This window comes from Pinirhizobacter sp. (assembly GCF_036499745.1).
In the GTDB taxonomy this organism is placed as follows: Bacteria; Pseudomonadota; Gammaproteobacteria; order Xanthomonadales; family Rhodanobacteraceae; genus Pinirhizobacter.
The window spans coordinates 1-15,767 of record NZ_DASYDG010000034.1 but is presented as its reverse complement, the minus strand read 5'-3'; the positions used below and the strand labels follow the sequence as shown (position 1 = coordinate 15,767).

General features: G+C 60.6%; 18 protein-coding genes. 10 read left to right on the top strand and 8 right to left on the bottom strand.

Annotation, left to right across the window (positions count from 1 at the left end):
* Positions 1-11: 11 nt before the first annotated feature.
* Positions 12-854: an SAM-dependent methyltransferase gene (locus VGM61_RS13235; RefSeq protein WP_331523303.1), complete on the bottom strand. Its 843-nt coding sequence runs from the start codon at positions 852-854 to the stop codon at positions 12-14.
* Between the two features lie 258 nt (positions 855-1,112).
* Between VGM61_RS13235 and VGM61_RS13230 the strand changes: the two genes are divergently transcribed.
* Positions 1,113-1,424, top strand: coding sequence for an antitoxin Xre/MbcA/ParS toxin-binding domain-containing protein (locus VGM61_RS13230; protein ID WP_331523302.1), 312 nt, complete (start codon positions 1,113-1,115; stop codon positions 1,422-1,424).
* Here the strand turns inward: VGM61_RS13230 and VGM61_RS13225 are convergent.
* A complete protein-coding gene (locus VGM61_RS13225) occupies positions 1,389-2,030 on the bottom strand; it encodes a TetR/AcrR family transcriptional regulator (RefSeq protein ID WP_331523301.1) in 642 nt (213 codons plus the stop codon). The two genes, VGM61_RS13230 and VGM61_RS13225, sit on opposite strands and share 36 nt — an antisense overlap.
* On the opposite strand from VGM61_RS13225, the gene VGM61_RS13220 reads away from it, so the two are divergent.
* Entirely contained in the window at positions 2,029-2,895 is an 867-nt protein-coding gene (locus tag VGM61_RS13220; RefSeq protein ID WP_331523300.1) for an SDR family oxidoreductase, read from the top strand. The genes VGM61_RS13225 and VGM61_RS13220 overlap by 2 nt on opposite strands.
* A 77-nt stretch (positions 2,896-2,972) precedes the next feature.
* On the opposite strand, the gene VGM61_RS13215 is transcribed toward VGM61_RS13220, so the two are convergent.
* Positions 2,973-3,425, bottom strand: coding sequence for an ester cyclase (locus VGM61_RS13215; protein ID WP_331523299.1), 453 nt, complete (start codon positions 3,423-3,425; stop codon positions 2,973-2,975).
* A 186-nt stretch (positions 3,426-3,611) separates the two neighbouring features.
* On the opposite strand from VGM61_RS13215, the gene VGM61_RS13210 reads away from it, so the two are divergent.
* Positions 3,612-4,349, top strand: coding sequence for a glutathione S-transferase family protein (locus tag VGM61_RS13210; RefSeq protein WP_331523298.1), 738 nt, complete (start codon positions 3,612-3,614; stop codon positions 4,347-4,349).
* Positions 4,350-4,353: 4 nt separating this feature from the next.
* On the opposite strand, the gene VGM61_RS13205 is transcribed toward VGM61_RS13210, so the two are convergent.
* Both VGM61_RS13205 and VGM61_RS13200 read right to left on the bottom strand, forming a co-directional pair.
* Positions 4,354-5,289 carry a sensor domain-containing protein gene (locus VGM61_RS13205; protein ID WP_331523297.1) on the bottom strand — a complete coding sequence of 312 codons (936 nt, stop codon included), beginning with the start codon at positions 5,287-5,289 and terminating at the stop codon, positions 4,354-4,356.
* Positions 5,286-5,648, bottom strand: a complete 363-nt coding sequence (locus VGM61_RS13200) for a PadR family transcriptional regulator (RefSeq protein ID WP_331523296.1) — start codon at positions 5,646-5,648, stop codon at positions 5,286-5,288. Before VGM61_RS13200 ends, VGM61_RS13205 begins: the two co-directional genes overlap by 4 nt.
* A gap of 112 nt (positions 5,649-5,760) precedes the next feature.
* On the opposite strand from VGM61_RS13200, the gene VGM61_RS13195 reads away from it, so the two are divergent.
* From VGM61_RS13195 to VGM61_RS13165, 7 genes are all read left to right on the top strand, one after another.
* Entirely contained in the window at positions 5,761-6,174 is a 414-nt protein-coding gene (locus VGM61_RS13195) for a cupin domain-containing protein (RefSeq protein WP_331523295.1), read from the top strand.
* Positions 6,175-6,271: 97 nt separating this feature from the next.
* A complete protein-coding gene (locus VGM61_RS13190; protein WP_331523294.1) occupies positions 6,272-6,733 on the top strand; it encodes a hypothetical protein in 462 nt (153 codons plus the stop codon).
* A gap of 3 nt (positions 6,734-6,736) precedes the next feature.
* Positions 6,737-6,949: a helix-turn-helix transcriptional regulator gene (locus VGM61_RS13185; protein WP_331523293.1), complete on the top strand. Its 213-nt coding sequence runs from the start codon at positions 6,737-6,739 to the stop codon at positions 6,947-6,949.
* A 41-nt stretch (positions 6,950-6,990) separates the two neighbouring features.
* Positions 6,991-7,725 carry a GntR family transcriptional regulator gene (locus tag VGM61_RS13180; protein ID WP_331523292.1) on the top strand — a complete coding sequence of 245 codons (735 nt, stop codon included), beginning with the start codon at positions 6,991-6,993 and terminating at the stop codon, positions 7,723-7,725.
* A complete protein-coding gene (locus VGM61_RS13175) occupies positions 7,722-8,564 on the top strand; it encodes a sulfite exporter TauE/SafE family protein (RefSeq protein WP_331523291.1) in 843 nt (280 codons plus the stop codon). Before VGM61_RS13180 ends, VGM61_RS13175 begins: the two co-directional genes overlap by 4 nt.
* On the top strand, positions 8,561-8,875 hold the full coding sequence (locus VGM61_RS13170; protein ID WP_331523290.1) for a DUF1634 domain-containing protein: 315 nt from the start codon (positions 8,561-8,563) through the stop codon (positions 8,873-8,875). Before VGM61_RS13175 ends, VGM61_RS13170 begins: the two co-directional genes overlap by 4 nt.
* A 48-nt stretch (positions 8,876-8,923) precedes the next feature.
* Positions 8,924-9,424 (top strand): DoxX family protein, encoded by a 501-nt coding sequence (locus tag VGM61_RS13165; RefSeq protein ID WP_331523289.1) that lies wholly within the window; start codon positions 8,924-8,926, stop codon positions 9,422-9,424.
* Positions 9,425-9,512: 88 nt separating this feature from the next.
* Here VGM61_RS13165 and katG read toward each other — a convergent pair whose 3' ends face one another.
* From katG to VGM61_RS13150, 3 genes are all read right to left on the bottom strand, one after another.
* A complete protein-coding gene (gene katG, locus VGM61_RS13160) occupies positions 9,513-11,777 on the bottom strand; it encodes a catalase/peroxidase HPI (protein WP_331523288.1) in 2,265 nt (754 codons plus the stop codon).
* A 207-nt stretch (positions 11,778-11,984) separates the two neighbouring features.
* On the bottom strand, positions 11,985-14,996 hold the full coding sequence (locus VGM61_RS13155; RefSeq protein ID WP_331523287.1) for a TonB-dependent receptor: 3,012 nt from the start codon (positions 14,994-14,996) through the stop codon (positions 11,985-11,987).
* 487 nt (positions 14,997-15,483) lie between these two features.
* The coding region (locus VGM61_RS13150) for a divalent metal cation transporter (RefSeq protein ID WP_331523286.1) at positions 15,484-15,767 on the bottom strand (284 nt) is incomplete at its 5' end.

Below are 15,767 nucleotides of genomic sequence, written 5' to 3'. Positions count from 1 at the left end.
GGTAAAGCCGTTCAACGACGGCTGGCAATTACGCCATCAAGTGCCAGCTGTGCCTTGAAGCCGGCCTTCTCGAGCCGTTTGGCAACCTCGTTGGGAACGTCGCGGCCGCTGGTTAGCCTGTTCGGGCTACCGGTGTAGTGGAACAACCGGCCGCCGCGGCGCAGTACCCGTGCCAGTTGATCGTAGAAAGCCTGCGAATAGAGTTCGCCGGCGATGCCGAAGCGCGGCGGGTCGTGGAGCAGGGCGTCCACCGAAGCGCTTGCCATCCGCGTGATCGCTTCGCAGATATCGCCGTGGGCGAGTGCCAGGCGGCCGCCGCTGGCAGATGCATCCGGATCGGGCGACCATGGGTTCAACGTGCGCAGCCACAACACGTCTTCGTTTTTCTCGAACGATTGAATATGGCCAGCGCCTGCCTCAAGGCAACAGGCGGCGAAGTAGCCCAGGCCACCACAGGTATCGAGTACCGCCTTGCCCCGGGGCTCGATCAGCGCCACCTTGCGCCTTGCATCCTCGAACGGCGATTCGATGGAGGTGGGCAGCATCTTGATGCCGTCGATCTCGAACGTGGGCGCGCCCCATTCGGTGGGCACCAGCTTGATCAGCGAACCTGAAAACCGCGACGCCGGTTCGAAACCCTCTCCGTCCCAGTAATAGATTGTCCGGTCCTTGAGCCTGGTGGGGTACGGGTAGTGCAGGCCTTGCCACTGCCAGGTGTCGCCTTGCAGCGATACGCTGCCCTGGGAGCAGCCAAGGTCGAGGGACCCGGACCATTCGCCCGCGCCTGTGTCGTGCGCGGTCGCCAGGGCAAGCGCCACAGTGCGCGTGAGCAGGGGTCCGGAATAATGCGGCACGACAAACGTCCTGGCGCTGTACGAAGCGCCGATGAAAGCGAAGGGGACGCTATCGTACGGGAAAAGCCAATCGTGGTGACCGGACGTCAGCCTTTGAGGAAGGCGCGGGGCGTGCCAGGATTTCTTGCCGGGGCGGCGTTCAGCCCGGTGTAGGGCGCGGAAGCTTGACGGGCATCATGGTTAGGCCCGGCGGCGGCTGGCAAGATCGGCGCGTACTTAAGCCCCCGGATCAAGCCCTCACTGCCAGGTTGGGTCAACATGCCAGACACCACTGCCACCTTCCAAAACGCCAGCCAGGAGATCGAGCGGACCAGCGCGCTTCGCGACGCTGCCCTCCTCGCCGGATTCAAGGTGCTCGAGCAGCGCAACCACTCCCTGGCGCAGATGATGCTGACGGCCTTCGGCGACCGGCGACGTGCGGCGCTGTGGATGAGCCAGCCGCAACGTGCGCTCGGTGGAAGAACCTCCTGGCAGGTACTGATTGACGGTGACGAAGAAACACTATGGGACGCGCTTGAACATCGCCAAGGGCGCTCAGGCACCGCACAGGTAACCTACGCAGATACGTGATACCTCGTCGATCAATTGGGCATCGGTCATTTGGGGCCAGTCTGTCCAGAGCTGTCGTGGATCGAGCGTTGCCGACTCGATGGTACTGGTGGCGCTGAGGACCGCAATGCACGCAGCGCATTCAGTGTCGTCATGACGGATCTCGGCACGATGGGCTAGCAAGGTTGCCGCGACCAGGCGGATATTGTCACGCACGATGGCGCGAGCTTCTTCGAGGAAGGCCGTATCGGTATCGGTGTCGAAGTAGTGGAGCAGCGCACGCAAAAAAGCGGCGTGTTCGCGGTATTGGGCAACCAGCGCACCCACCAGGCCATGAACCGTCCCGGCAAGCGTATCGCGCACCACAAGATCAGGTAGGTGATCACGGTTGCTTTGGTTCACCCGCTTGAGGATGTGCAGGAACGCGGCACGCAGCAATGCATCCTTGTCGGCAAAGCGGCGGTAAATGCTCGATGGCGCCATGCCGGCGGTAGCCGCGATCCGTGGGATGGTCGCGCCGGCGAGCCCATGGGCGTCGAGTACCTCAAGCGCGGCAACGAGCAACCGCTGCAAGGTCTCACGACTGCGCTGCTGGCGCGGCTCGCGCGTGTTATCCGGGTCTGCCATGGATTTGATGATAGACACTTGGCAAGAAATATGCGAATGTGAATTCACTTTCTCATATTGCGAGGCAAGCATGCCAATCGAGCATTGGCGCGGCAAATGGGTTCTTGTGACCGGCGCGAGCTCCGGGATCGGGTTGGCACTGGCAAAAGCTTTTGCGGCAGGTGGCGCGAATCTGGTCCTGACGGCACGGCGTATCGATCGCCTCAGCGCCCTGGCCATGGTGCTGAAGGATCGCCACGGCGCTGATGTCCGCATCGTTCCTGTTGATCTCAACCATCCTCAGGCGCCGCGCGAATTGTTCGAATACACACAGGGGCAAGGCATCGCCATTGATGTATTGGTCAACAATGCAGGCCTGGCCAGTTACGGGGAATTCCACGCTAGCGACCTGGACGTGCAGCTCAGCATGGTGCAGGTACATTGCCATGCTGCCGTCCACCTCACGCATCTGTTCCTGCCCGGCATGGTGGCGCGTCGTTCGGGCTATATGCTGATGGTTGCCACGACGACGCTCGCACCGGTGCCCTATATCGCCGTCTACGCCGCCACCAAGGGCTTCGACCAGTTGTTCGGCGAAGCACTGCGCGAAGAAGTCGCGCGCCATGGCGTGAAGGTGTCCGTGCTGTGCCCTGCGCCAACGCAATCCGAAATGCATGTACATGTCGGCTCCGAAGAGGAACACAATCACAAGCTGCAATCTGTCGACGAGGTAGCCCAGAGGGCGTTGTCGGGTCTGGCCGCCAGCAAGGCATGCATCAGGCCATCGTGGTCGGCTAAGTTGACAGCGTTCCTGCCACGGCTGTTGCCGCGTGCCACGATCAGTGGCGCTGCGGAGCATGTTTACCGGCCTAGACATCTCAATTGAACTGGCACCCCGGAACGAAGGGTGGCGGGCGAGCCAGTGGTAATTTCCAATTGAAGGAACCTCAATCGAAGCGGGTATCAGGCGGCTGCCCTGATCAACCCAAGCTGGGTAAGCGCCGTCACGCCATCGTCCAGGCCGATTTCCTCAACGATCTTCCCGTTCTGAAGTCGAAGCACGGTGGTCCCGGTGAAATGCATCTTCCTGCCGGTGTCTGCGGGTAGCGAGCCGATGAGGAAGTCACTGAAAGCCGGGCCAGTGTGCGTCCCGCCACCTTCCCAGCGGCCGACCACGTAGTCACCTTCGGCAATGAGATCGGCGGCGCCCCAGAACTTGAGGTTCGGGAAGGCACTGCGGAAGCCAGTCATGAAATCCTTGATGTCCTCGTGGCCACGGCGCGGCTCGTGCAGCGAGTATTGAAGCAGCATGCTGGGTGCGGCGAGCTCATCGACGATGGCAAGGTTGCAGGTTTCGCCCCAGAAATCGTTGAACCAACGACCGACGATGGCCTTGTTTTGTTCTTCTTTCGACATGACTAAGAATCCTTATCTGATGGGATGAAGTAGGAGGGTGGGCCCTCACCAGGCAAGGTAGGTTGTGTGGTGACGCCAGAAACTCTGTTTCTTGCGCTCAAGGTCGATAGGGCGCGCCAGAAGACGATTTGACATCCCCATGATGCTTTTTATCGCCAAGGATTGGAGAATAGATAAACCTCCCATGTGTATGTACCGCGAGGGCCAAAAGTGAGTACACCCAAGCTGTATTCGGGAACCAGGAACGCTTCGAGTTGGGCCATGCGGGCCTGGCTTGCCTTGCGCGCGGCGGGCATCGATTTCGAAGAAGAGATTGTCGATATCCGGCGGCCGCAACGTTTTGCCAACCTCAAGGCCATAGGCCGTTTTTCACCGCCCGCCATGGTGCCTGTTCTGGTGGTGGACGGGACCGCGATCTACGATTCGCTGGCGATTATGGAGTATGCGAACGACCTGTGCGATGGCCGCCTGCTGCCCATCGAGTTCAAGCTGCGAGCCCAGGCGAGATCACTGATGGCGTGGCAGCACAGCGGTCTTTCAGGTATCTGCTCACGTATTTCCTTCGAGAGCGCTTTCTATCCTGCAAAGCGGACGCTTACTGCCTTCGAAACGAGTGAATGTGAACATCTGTTTGGCGTCCTGGCCACGCATCTCAATGAAAGTGGCGGCCCGTTCCTTTTCGGAAACCTGTCACTGGCCGATCTCACCCTGGTGCCGACCATCGTGCGACTGATCGCCCACGAACCGGTGACACCATCCCGGGAGGCCATCGAGGCCTGGGCACAGATGCTGCTGGCCATGCTGGACATCAAGGAGTGGTTGCACGACGCCAGGCAGCTGCCGCCTGTCTGGCTCGACGATTACCTGGTTCCCGGGCATCCAATCGACATGAATGTCGTTGTCGATCCGTCCACGGCACCTTAGCCCGCTACCGCGCCGGCGCCACCAAAAGATGCTTCGCCAGCAATCCGTGCAGATGTCCGATGCCGCGGGCCAGGTGCAGGGTGCCGAACATCAGCAACACACCGATCACCAGCAGGAGCAGCAGCGTTGCGCTACCGGCGATCGCATCGACACCAAGCAGCTGGATGTGCAGGAGGCTCCATGAGTCCCGGGTGAGGTCGCCCGTGGCAAAGCCCGTCCAGGCGGCCAGAGGCAGGCCGATGAAGCTGACGACCAGTGCGATCAGCGTAACGAAGATGGTGAAGTAGGCGATCCCCAGCGGCAGCATCAGCAGGAAATAAACATGCGTGGACCAGATGCGCGGATCGGTGAACAGGCCCTTGATCTTCGCCATCAGCCGATCGTCGCGGTTGGCATACATCGGCCGGCGAGGCATACGCACCCCCAACATGGCTTCTACCAGGCGCCCCTCAGCCAACGACAGCACACGCACGATGCCGAAGTACAGGATGATCACGGGAATGCCGATGATCAGTACCGAAAGCCCCAGCGACAGCGACATGCCCACGGCCATCCAGGTGAAGTAGAAAATTCCCGGCACAATGGCCAGCAACATGTAGAACAGTGCGCCATAGCTGCGCGAATCCGCCGCCACGCCGAAGAATTTTCCCCAGGGCGTCGTCCAGCGCGGAGCGGGCGGACGCAGCGCGGTCTGTACCTTCGCTTCGGTATCGCGATAGATGTCCGCTACTTCGTCCGGTGCGCCATAGCTGCCGGCGACCATGGCGATGATCTCCGCCTCGGACTTGCCGGGGTTCTCGCCCATTTCAGAACGCAGGTAGTCTTCTGCATCGTAGAGGGCGTCCTGCACGAGTGCCGGATCGGAGCCCTCCAGCGCATGGCGCAGTTGCTCCAGGTACCGCTTGATGGTGGTGGGGTAGGGCGAAGCGGCAGTGTTCATTTCACGTCCTCAAGCGCGGTATCGACGAAGTCGCGGGTGGAAGTCCAGGCAGAGGTCCAATCGCGCAATGCCTCGCGGCCATTCGCATTGATCCGGTAATAACGTCGCGGTGGCCCGGTATCGGACGGCTCAACATGGCTGTCCAGCAATCCATTGCCCTGAAGCGTTCGCAACACCGGATACAGCGCGCTCTGCTTGCCGATAAGCACGCCATCCCCATCGCGCTCGAAGCGCTTGGCAATCTGGTAGCCATACATCGGCTCGTTTGCGGCTGCCAGGATGGCAAGCAGGGCAAGCGACACCGTGCCGGAACTGAGTTCGCGCCTGAACTTGCGAAAGTGTGCGTCGAGGTCGCCCATGTCTGAATTCCCTAGCTTGGGAATAAGACTAGTGCGATGTTCGGTATAGTGAATGTGCTGGTAGTCACGGCGAGAGCATGATGCAGGGGCAGGGAACCCTGAGGAACCCGTCATGAGCAAGATCGAAAAAGTCATCTTCGCCGCGGCCGCGAGCCTGCTGGTCGTTGCAGGCAACCTGATACCTGACGCTGCGCAGGCTCAGCAGACGGGAACCCATCGCACCGACCTGTCCCGTAACGACATCAGCATCCCGGGATGGGAGGCTGTGCAGGTGCGCGTGGACATCGACCCGGGCAAGATCGCGCCCAATCACAGGCATCCGGGCGAAGAGATCATCTATGTCGTCGAAGGTACGATCCTTTACCAACTCGAGGGCAAGCCGCCAGCAACCCTGAAGGCCGGCGACGTCCTGTTCGTCCCCAAGGGCGTTATCCACAGCGCGAAGAATGTGGGGCAAACCAATGCGGCGGAAATTGGCACGTATATCGTTCCCAAGGGGAAGCCACTGGTTGAATGGATCAGGTGAGTAGGAGAAAAAAGTAACCTATAGGTTGCAAAATGATACCTATCGGTTATATGATCAGTCCCGATTGGCTTCCAGCAGGCTAGCGGGGGACAACACAGTGATCCATCGGAATTCAGACGAACAAGGCGACAGGCTCGTTCGCCTCGAGCGGCGCGGCCTGTGGCTGTCGCTGCTGGTCATGGTGCTACTTGGTGCAGTCGCCCTGCTGGCAGGCTTGTCATCGGATCCGGCCAAAGCGCTATACGCCGAGCGGTTAATGACCTTGATCCCCATGGTCATTATCTTCGGGGCGATTTGGGTTAACCGGCTTCAACACGGCGCGAAACCGGCTGAAGTGAAAGAACAGCAGCGCGCGATGCTTAACGACGAGCTCCGGCTCATCGCCACGCAATATGCTTTCAGGGCAGGGTTCCTGGCCATGCTTGGCGCCCTGGCGCTTTTTTGCCTGCTGTCCTTCGTTGTAACGCTCTCGTGGTCGGCAGGGTTGCTTGCGGCTGCTACGGTGACCCTGGGAACGGCGGTCTTTATTGGGGTTTTCCTCTTCTACGATCGGGCGTAGCCCATGATCGAAGAGCGTCTTGTCAATCGTTTGAAAGTCCATCGCGCGGCGCTGAATCTCACCCAGGCGGATTTGGCCGAGCTGATCGGAACGACCCGCAAATCGGTCAACGCCATCGAAACCGGACGAATGGTCCCGTCCACTTTCCTGGCGTTGAAACTGGCGCGCGCCCTGAACCTCCAGGTTGAATCGATATTCGCCCTCAGCGTCGAGTGAGCGCATTGACAGGAAAGACATCATGACGTCATGATGTCTATATGAGCCCCGCCAGCCAAACCCCGCTGTATGCAAAGGTTGAAGCAACCCTTGGCGCAGAGATATCTTGCGGCGCTTTAAGCGCCGGGTCCCAGCTACCGCCCGAAGACAGCCTGATCGATCGATTCGACGTGAGCCGGACCACAGTCCGCAAGGCGGTCGAGAACCTGGTCGCCCGTGGGCTGGTAGAGATACGGCGGGGCAGGGGCACCTTCGTCACCGAGCCGAAGATCCGGCAGGAATTGACCAAGCTCACGGGTTTCGTCGAGGACATGGTGGCCCTGGGGCGAAACCCGACGGCCCGTGTATTGGACTTCAGGCCTGTCGCTGCCACTGCGGCCGTGGCACTGCAGCTGGACATACCGGTGGGAACGCAGGTCTATCGCTTCGAACGGGTACGCCTGGCTGATGGCGTTCCCATGTCGTTCGACGAGACATATCTGCCGCTGGAAATTGGCGAGAAAATTGCCGGTGACGACCTTGCGGTCGAGCCTATTTTCTCGCTGCTGGAGAACAAGTACGAACTCCCGCTCGTCGAGGCCCAGTACCAGATGGAAGCCACCACCGCCGACGCCCATGTCGCAAAGGCGCTGCAGGTTGCCGTCGGCGCCCCGATCTTCCTGATCGAACGAACTTCCTATTGCGAAGGCCCCACGCCGATCGACTACGAAAGGCTTTACTACCGCGGCGACCTGATCAAGTTCGTTACCCGGTTGTCGCGGCATTCGAGCCGTTGAGCGCATGGTTGTTCATTGCCAGTTTCGTTGCCAGCGCCCTGGGGGGCGTGCTGGGCATGGCCAGTGGCATTTTCGTCGTTCCCATACTGGTCATTGCCTTCGGCCTGGACATTCGTGAAGCGATCGCTGCCAGCCTGGTTTCGGTGATCGCGTGTTCGTGTGGAAGCGCTGCGCCCTTCCTGAAAGAGCGGCTCACCCATGTGCGCCTTGCCATCGTGCTTGAAACGGCGACCACACTGGGAGCATTGACGGGCGTATTCTTCATTGGAAGAATTCCAACCGCTTATCTTTACGGGCTTTTCGCGCTGATCCTGGCTTTGTCCGCGCGCCAGATGCTCGTCCGACGGGTAGTGGTCGTTGCCGCCACGGATGCGCAGGGCTGGGCCGACAGGTTGCGCCTGCATTCGAGCTTTCCTGATCGTGCAACGCGGCAGGATGTGCCTTACCAGGTGGGCCGCGTGCCGCTTGGCCTTGTCGTGATGTACGGCGCCGGGCTGATGTCGGCGTTGCTTGGCATCGGCAGCGGAGTGCTGAAGATTCCCGCCATGGACATGGCGCTGGGACTTCCGATCAAGGTTTCCTCCGCAACGTCGAACTTCATGATTGGCGTCACGGCTGCGGCAAGCGCGGGAGCCTACTTTGCCCGCGGCGATATCAATATTCGCATTGCAGCGCCCGTGGCGTTGGGCTCGGTGGTGGGTGCCCTGGCGGGTACACGTGTGCTGTTTAACGTGCCCGCCGACAAACTTCGCGTGCTTTTCGTTGTTGTGCTTTCGCTGCTGGCCATCCAGATGCTTGTGAGCTCGTGCGGCATATCGTGGCTGGCGGGTGCCCGATGAAACGCGATGCCACCGTCGAGGAGTCCCTGCAGCGACCGATAGCGCGTCTGTTGTTGTGTGGAACCTGGCTCGCATCCGCGGTTACCGCGGCGGGGTTGCTGCTCGGGATTTACCGGGAGCGCCAGGGGCTGGCCTGGACCGAAGCTGGCATCGCGCTCTTCATCATTCTTCCCGTGGCGCGCGTTGGCCTGATGGCCGTGATCTTCCTGCGCCAGCGGGACTATCTCTACGCGTCCATCGCCACCCTCGTCATGGCCATTGTGGCCGCGGGATTTCTCACGGGCATGGGTGCGCTTGCTCCCATGCAGTAATCACCCAAGCGCACCTGATATGCCACCCAATGGAGGCCCAAAAACGCCATGAGCTTGTCAAATAGTTTCCTGAAGTTCGGAATTTCCCCGCTTCCACTCCCCGGTGCCTGGTACGCCATCCCGTTGCGGCTTATCGTCGGCTTCGGATTTATGCAGCACGGCTACGCCAAATGGGCACGCGGGCCAGAACAATTCATCGGCGTATTGCACGCCATCGGCGTCCCGCATGCATTCCTGGCGGGATGGGCAACCATCATCGTCGAGCTGCTGGGCGGTTTTCTTATTTTCTGCGGCGCGTTCATTCCTGTGGCCGCCGCGCCGATGATCTGCGTGCTTCTGGTGGCCATATTCTCGGTGCATCTGCCGAACGGTTTCAGTTCGATCAAGCTTCAATCCTTCGACGCGGCCGGTGCGCACTTTGGCCAGCCAGGCTATGAAACGGACCTCTTATACCTTGCCGGCATCGTTGCGCTTTGCATCGGCGGGGCAGGGCCGTGGTCCATCGATGGCATGTTGTCCAGGCGCCGGTCGACCTCCCCCGTGAATTGATGCCCGGAAAAAGATCAACCCGCCTGGCAAAGCGCCGGGCGGGTTGATCCGGGTCGGGATCCCGCGCGTTACCCGCGCGGGATTGTTGTTACTTCTTCAGGTCGAACCGGTCCAGGTTCATCACCTTGGTCCACGCCGCTGCGAAGTCCTTGACGAACTTCTCCTGCGCGTCGGCGCTGCCGTAGACTTCCGCTTGCGCACGCAGCACCGGGTTCGAGCCGATCACCAGGTCAACCCGGCTGGCGGTCCACTTCTTCTTGCCTGTTCCACGCTCGACGCCTTCGAACGATTCCCGCTCTGGCGACGCCGGCTTCCACTCGGTGCGCATGTCGAGCAAATTGCGGAAGAAATCGTTGGTGAGCTTGCCTGGGCGGTCGGTAAAAACGCCATGCGCGCCGCCATCGACGTTGGCGCCCAGCACACGCAGGCCACCGATCAGTACGGTAAGTTCAGGCTGGGTAAGGGTGAGTAGCTGCGCCTTGTCGATCAACAGTGCCTCGGCGGGCACGCTGTATTTGCCCTTGAGGAAGTTGCGGAAGCCGTCGGCGACCGGCTCCAGCGGAGCGAACGATTCAACGTCGGTCTGCTCCTGCGACGCATCCGTACGGCCGGGGGCGAAGGAAACTTTCACCGCGTGGCCGCCATCTTTGGCTGCCTGCTCCACCGCTGCGCTACCGGCCAGCACGATCAGGTCGGCCAGCGAGATTTTATTTCCGCTGGCGTTGAATTCCGAACGCAGGCTCTCGAGCTTATCAAGCACCTTTTTCAGCTGCGCGGGCTGGTTGGCCTTCCAGTCCTTCTGCGGTGCCAGCCGAATGCGCGCGCCGTTGGCGCCGCCGCGCTTGTCGGAGCCGCGGAACGTCGACGCGGATGCCCAGGCGGTTGACACGAGTTCGGACACGGTAAGGCCCGATGCCAGCACCTTTGCCTTGAGCGACTCGACATCACTTTCATTGACCAGAGGATGGTCGACCTTGGGCACCGGATCCTGCCAGATCAGTCGTTCGCTTGGCACTTCAGGGCCAAGGTAGCGTTCGATCGGCCCCATGTCGCGATGGGTCAGCTTGAACCAGGCGCGTGCGAAAGCATCGGCGAACTGATCGGGGTTCTCAAGGAACCGACGGGAAATCTTCTCGTAGGCTGGGTCCATGCGCAGCGCAAGGTCGGTCGTGAGCATCTTCGGCGCGTGGCCCCTGGACTTGTCGTAGGCGTCTGGAATGACATCGGATGCGCCCTTGGCGACCCACTGGTTCGCACCGGCCGGGCTTTTGCTCAGTTCCCACTCGAAACCGAAGAGGTTCTCGAAGAAGTAATTACTCCACTTCGTGGGCGTCTGGCTCCACGTTACTTCCAGGCCGCTGGTGATGGTATCGGGGCCCTTGCCGCTGCCGAAGCGGTTCTTCCAGCCGAAGCCCTGGTCTTCCAGGTCACTGGTTTCCGGCTCGCCGCCGACATTCATTGCATCGGCCGCACCATGCGTTTTACCGAACGTGTGGCCACCGGCGATCAGGGCGACGGTTTCCTCGTCGTTCATCGCCATGCGGGCGAAGGTTTCGCGGATGTCGATCGCTGAAGCGATGGGGTCGGGATTTCCTTCAGGGCCTTCCGGGTTGACGTAGATCAGGCCCATCTGCACGGCACCGAGCGGATTCTCAAGGTTTCGGCCGTGATCGGTGCGGTCCTCTTCGTTGCCATGCTTCTCGGCTTCCGCCGTAATCACGCCGCTTTCATGTGAGCCTGCGTCAGCCGCCCTGTTCTTGCCATATCGGTCGCCGCCACCGAGCCACTCGGTTTCCGTACCCCAGTAGACGTCCTGATCCGGCTCCCAGGAGTCTTCGCGGCCACCGGCATAACCGAATGTCTTGAAGCCCATGGATTCCAGGGCGACGTTGCCTGTGAGGATGTAAAGATCGGCCCAGGAAATGCTACGTCCATACTTCTGCTTGATCGGCCAAAGCAGACGGCGCGCCTTATCCAGGCTTACGTTATCGGGCCAGCTGTTCAGCGGGGCGAAACGCTGTTGACCACGACCGCCGCCACCGCGTCCGTCGGCGATGCGATAGGTGCCGGCGCTATGCCAGGCCATGCGCACGAACAAGCCGCCGTAATGGCCGAAGTCGGCGGGCCACCAATCCTGCGAGTCGGTCATGAGCGCGTTGAGGTCTTTCTTCACGGCGCCGAGGTCGAGCTTCCTGAACGCCTGGGCGTAGTTGAAGTCCGGGTCCATCGGGTTGGACCTGGACGAATGCTGGTTGAGCAAGTCAACGCGCAGTTGTTTGGGCCACCAATCCCGGTTGGTTGTGCCGCCGCCGGCGGTATGGTTGATAGGGCATTTGGCTTCGGTCGTCGACATTCGCGTTCTCTCCTGAGGTTGGCTGGCCAGGACGATGAAGGCTGTCACCGGCGGGGCGTGCGGACACGTGCCCCACCGATCATACGGCGACTTCCGAGATTGCTTAAATTGATTGAAGTGATGATGACGAAAGGCAGGGACTATCGGATCGAGGAATATCGTGACGCAGCAGCAGTCATGCTGGCTCCAGCCGCTGCCGCGCCACCATCAGTAGTCGTAGCTCACGCCGAACTGCACATATCGCGGCTGCTGGCGCACCTGGGCCAGTCCGTATTTCGGATCGGCGGTGTAGGGCGCCGTCACCGAGTACGGGTAGATGTTGGTGGCGGTCTGTCCGTTGTTCACGTTGTAGATGTTGGCGGTGAAAGCCAGCTTGCCCGCGCCAAAGGTTGGACGCCAGGTGGCGCCGAGATCGAGCTGACGTATCCACGGAAGCCGGCCGTGGCTCCCCGGGGGCGACGGCTGGCCGTCGCACCAGTGATAGGACGGCGCATAACCCACCGGATCGGTCTGGTCCGGGCCGTAGTAGCCAAGGCAGGTTTTGGGCGCACCGGACACCAGGCTCAGGTTCGCCGACACAATCCACTCGGGTGTCAGTTGGTAATAGCCGAACAGCTTGAACTGGTGCTTGTGGTCGTTGCTCTGCGGGCCATTGGTGTTGTCCATGATGGCGCCGTTGTCCCAGTCTTCGCTGGTGGAGGCTGCTGTCTGCTGCAGGTCCGAGCGCAGCTGACCTTCGGTGTTGCCGTAGCTGCGCGAGAAAACATAATCCACCTTCGCATACCAGGTACCGTCGAACGGATGCTCCAGGAAGGTTTCAAGGCCGTAGTATTTGCGCTTGAGGGCATCGAAGCCGAGCTCCTTGTTGCTCAGGCCCACCGTATGGTAATTCCCTGCCGTATCGACCAGGTTGAAGGTGTTGGCCGTGCCTGGGTTGAACAGCCAGCAGCTGACAGGATTACTGTCGCTGGTAACCTCGTAACCCAGAGACTGCGCCTTGCCCAACACGGCATCCAGGTCGCAGTAGTCGTCGATCGCATCGCGCAGGATCCGGCGCGTCACCTTCGCGCCATAAACCCAGTTGTCGCCGGCGGTCTTGGTGAAGCCAAGCAGGAATTCATCCTGATTCTCGGATTTCAGGTTGCGCGCAGTGACGGTCTTGGGATCAGGCAGGATGCCGAAGGCGTTGTTGGCCGAGACAGGGCCGGACATCTGGGTCAGGCCGGTGGGTAGGCCATCGGCGGCGATCCCGCTATAGGTGTAGTACTGCGTCGTGGCGACATAGGCGCCTGCCGCATTCAAGGCCGGGTTCAGCGGCAGACCCAGGTAGTAGCGGCCGGCATTGGCGTAGATCTTGAAACTTGAATCGCCGTTGACATCCCAACTGGCGCCAAGCCGCGGTGCCAGCTGGGGCTTGGTCTGGGTGATATAGGCCTGCCCATTCGCGTTGTAATCGGTGAACTGGTCGTTGCGCAGACCTATTTTCACCAGCCAGCGATCGCTTACCTGCCAGCTGTCCTCGATGTACTGCGCGCGTTGCGCCGAACGCACGCTCGCCAGCGAATTGGCCACGTGCTTGACCACATAGTAGCCATCGGCACCGTTCGGGTAAGCCGAAGTAGCGCCCACGCCAAGGCCGGTCGACAAGGGAACGTCGGGCGTGTCGGTCTGGCCGTATGTCCAGTAATAGCCCGGGCCTGATGTCTGCGAACCCTGCGCCAGGGCACGTGCATTCTGGTTGTCGATACCGGCGGAAATCGTGTGGTCGCCGATCTTGTAGGTCAGGTCGATGCGCAGGTTGTTGGTGTGATTGGCGCGGTCGGGACTGAAGAGCGTCTGCACGGTCTGCGGACTGGTGATCGCATTGCCACCGTTGAGCGCCGGGTTCTCCGAGGATGTTCCGTTGACATAGGTAAAGTCAGGGTTATAGCTGCCCGGCGCATCGTAACTGCGCGTCTTCATCTTGCCGTACAACGCAGTCAAGGTCAGGTCGTCGGTGATGTAGCTGGTGAACTTCGCCGTATAGAGGTCACCACCGGTCTTGGTGCTGTCCGTGGCGCCGATGTAGGCACCGCGCGTGCGGTTGACGTAATCGTAGTCGTAGATCGATCCGTTGGCGCTGCGCTTGTTGGATGCACCGGTCACTTCGAGGATATTGCTGTCGGTAATATTCCAGTCGAGCTTGCCGTACCACTTCGGCTGCTCGTAGGTGTAGTGCGTGTCCGGGCTGGTGTTTTCCACTGAATTGACGGTGTTGGCTTTGCTTCGTTGCGCTTCAACGGCAGCAAAGAAGAACAGCTTGTCCTTGATGATGGGGCCGCCCACATAGGCATCGACCGTGGTGACCCAGGTCTTGTCCTTGCTGTTGGGATCATAAAGGCCGCCGGCGACGGGGCTGGCGGGCAAACCCTGCGTGTAATAGGTATTCTTCGCATCGGCAGCCGCCCAGGCGGGTTGCCAAAGTACTTGCGCGCCGAAGTGCCATTCATTCGTTCCGCGCTTGCCCACCTGGTTGATCACGCCGCCATCGGAGCGGCCGTACTGGGCGCTGTAACCACCGGTATAGATTTCCTGCTGGTCGATGGCGCCGTAGGGCAGGGTGATGCCACCGAAGCCGCGCAGCGGATCGGTGGTATTGAATCCATTGAGGTAATACGCGTTTTCACTTGCCGCCGAGCCTCCAAAGCTGGTGAGCTGTTGTCCGGTCGGGCCTGTGTAGTTGCCACTGTTGGTCACGACACCCGGAGCCAGCAGGGCGATTGCTTCGGCGTTGCGTGCCAGCGGCATTTTCGTCAACTGGTCGGCAGTGATCACGGTGCGGGAGTCGACGCTGCTGACGTCGATAAGCGGTGTTACAGCCGCCGACACGTTGACCGCTCCCAGGGTGGTGGTTTCGGAAGAGACAAAAGAAACCTCCGTGTTCACACCCACCACGAGAGAGATGTTCTTCCGTGTATCGACGGTGGCGCCGTCCTGGCGAAGGCTTACCGTATAGGTGCCCAACGGCAATTGACCGGCCGAATAACGGCCCTTGGCATCCACCGGCACCTCGCGGCTGATGCCGGCGCTGCCTTCGATAAGAACGGTTTCGCCGCTGGCGATCGGCGCCTGGCCAAAGAGGCTGCCCGTGGTGGACTGGGCGAATGAGGCCGTACCAAACAGTGCCAGGCCGAGGGCGGCGCTGAGCGCCGTGGTGCGAACGATGTATTTATGGGTCATGGAATCTGCCGAGAGCGACGTTTGTCGCGCGCTGAAGGACCAGGCACTGCCTGGGGACGGGATGCTCTGGCCATGTGATGGCCCTGATGCAAGGCGCGTACTTCCCTGGCGGCGTATCACAAGGCCGCAACCTGTCGACCCGGCTTCGAAAACCCGGGAGTTCAGATGGAACCTGGATGCCGCGAAACGCGGAATGCTGTTTTAGTTAGGACAGCAGGGACAAGCGTTGCTACATCGGATATCGGGACGCGATACGTTCACTGGAAACTATCCCCGTGCAGTACAGGCGGATGGCAAGGAAAACCGGGCTGCAGGTCATTTGTTGCATCGCAGCGAACGTTTGTCAACACTTTTCTTACGAAGCGTCGGGAATTGCCGTCTAGACACCTGGACGGCCAAATCATCCGATGGCACGAAACGCCTGCGATTTAAGCCACGAACCGTGAAAAAACCCTGCGCATGGCGTGTCGCAGTTGTCAAAAGTGCATCAGCTTTGCCCAAGGGTAGCGATCATGATCAGGGCGGCCACGGCCATCACGATCGTGGCTGCCCATGCAAGGAACTTCAGCCACCCGGAAATCGTGAATTCCTTCAGCACCTTTTTGTTCTGGGCCAACAGCAGGATCATGATCATCATCGGCACCGCCGCGATCCCGTTGACTACCGCGCTCCAGTAAAGCGCCTTGAAAGGATCGATGGGTGTGAGGTTCAGGCCGGCTCCCAGCAGCATGGTCGCCACCAGCACGCCGTAAAACATCGGCGCCTGGCGCA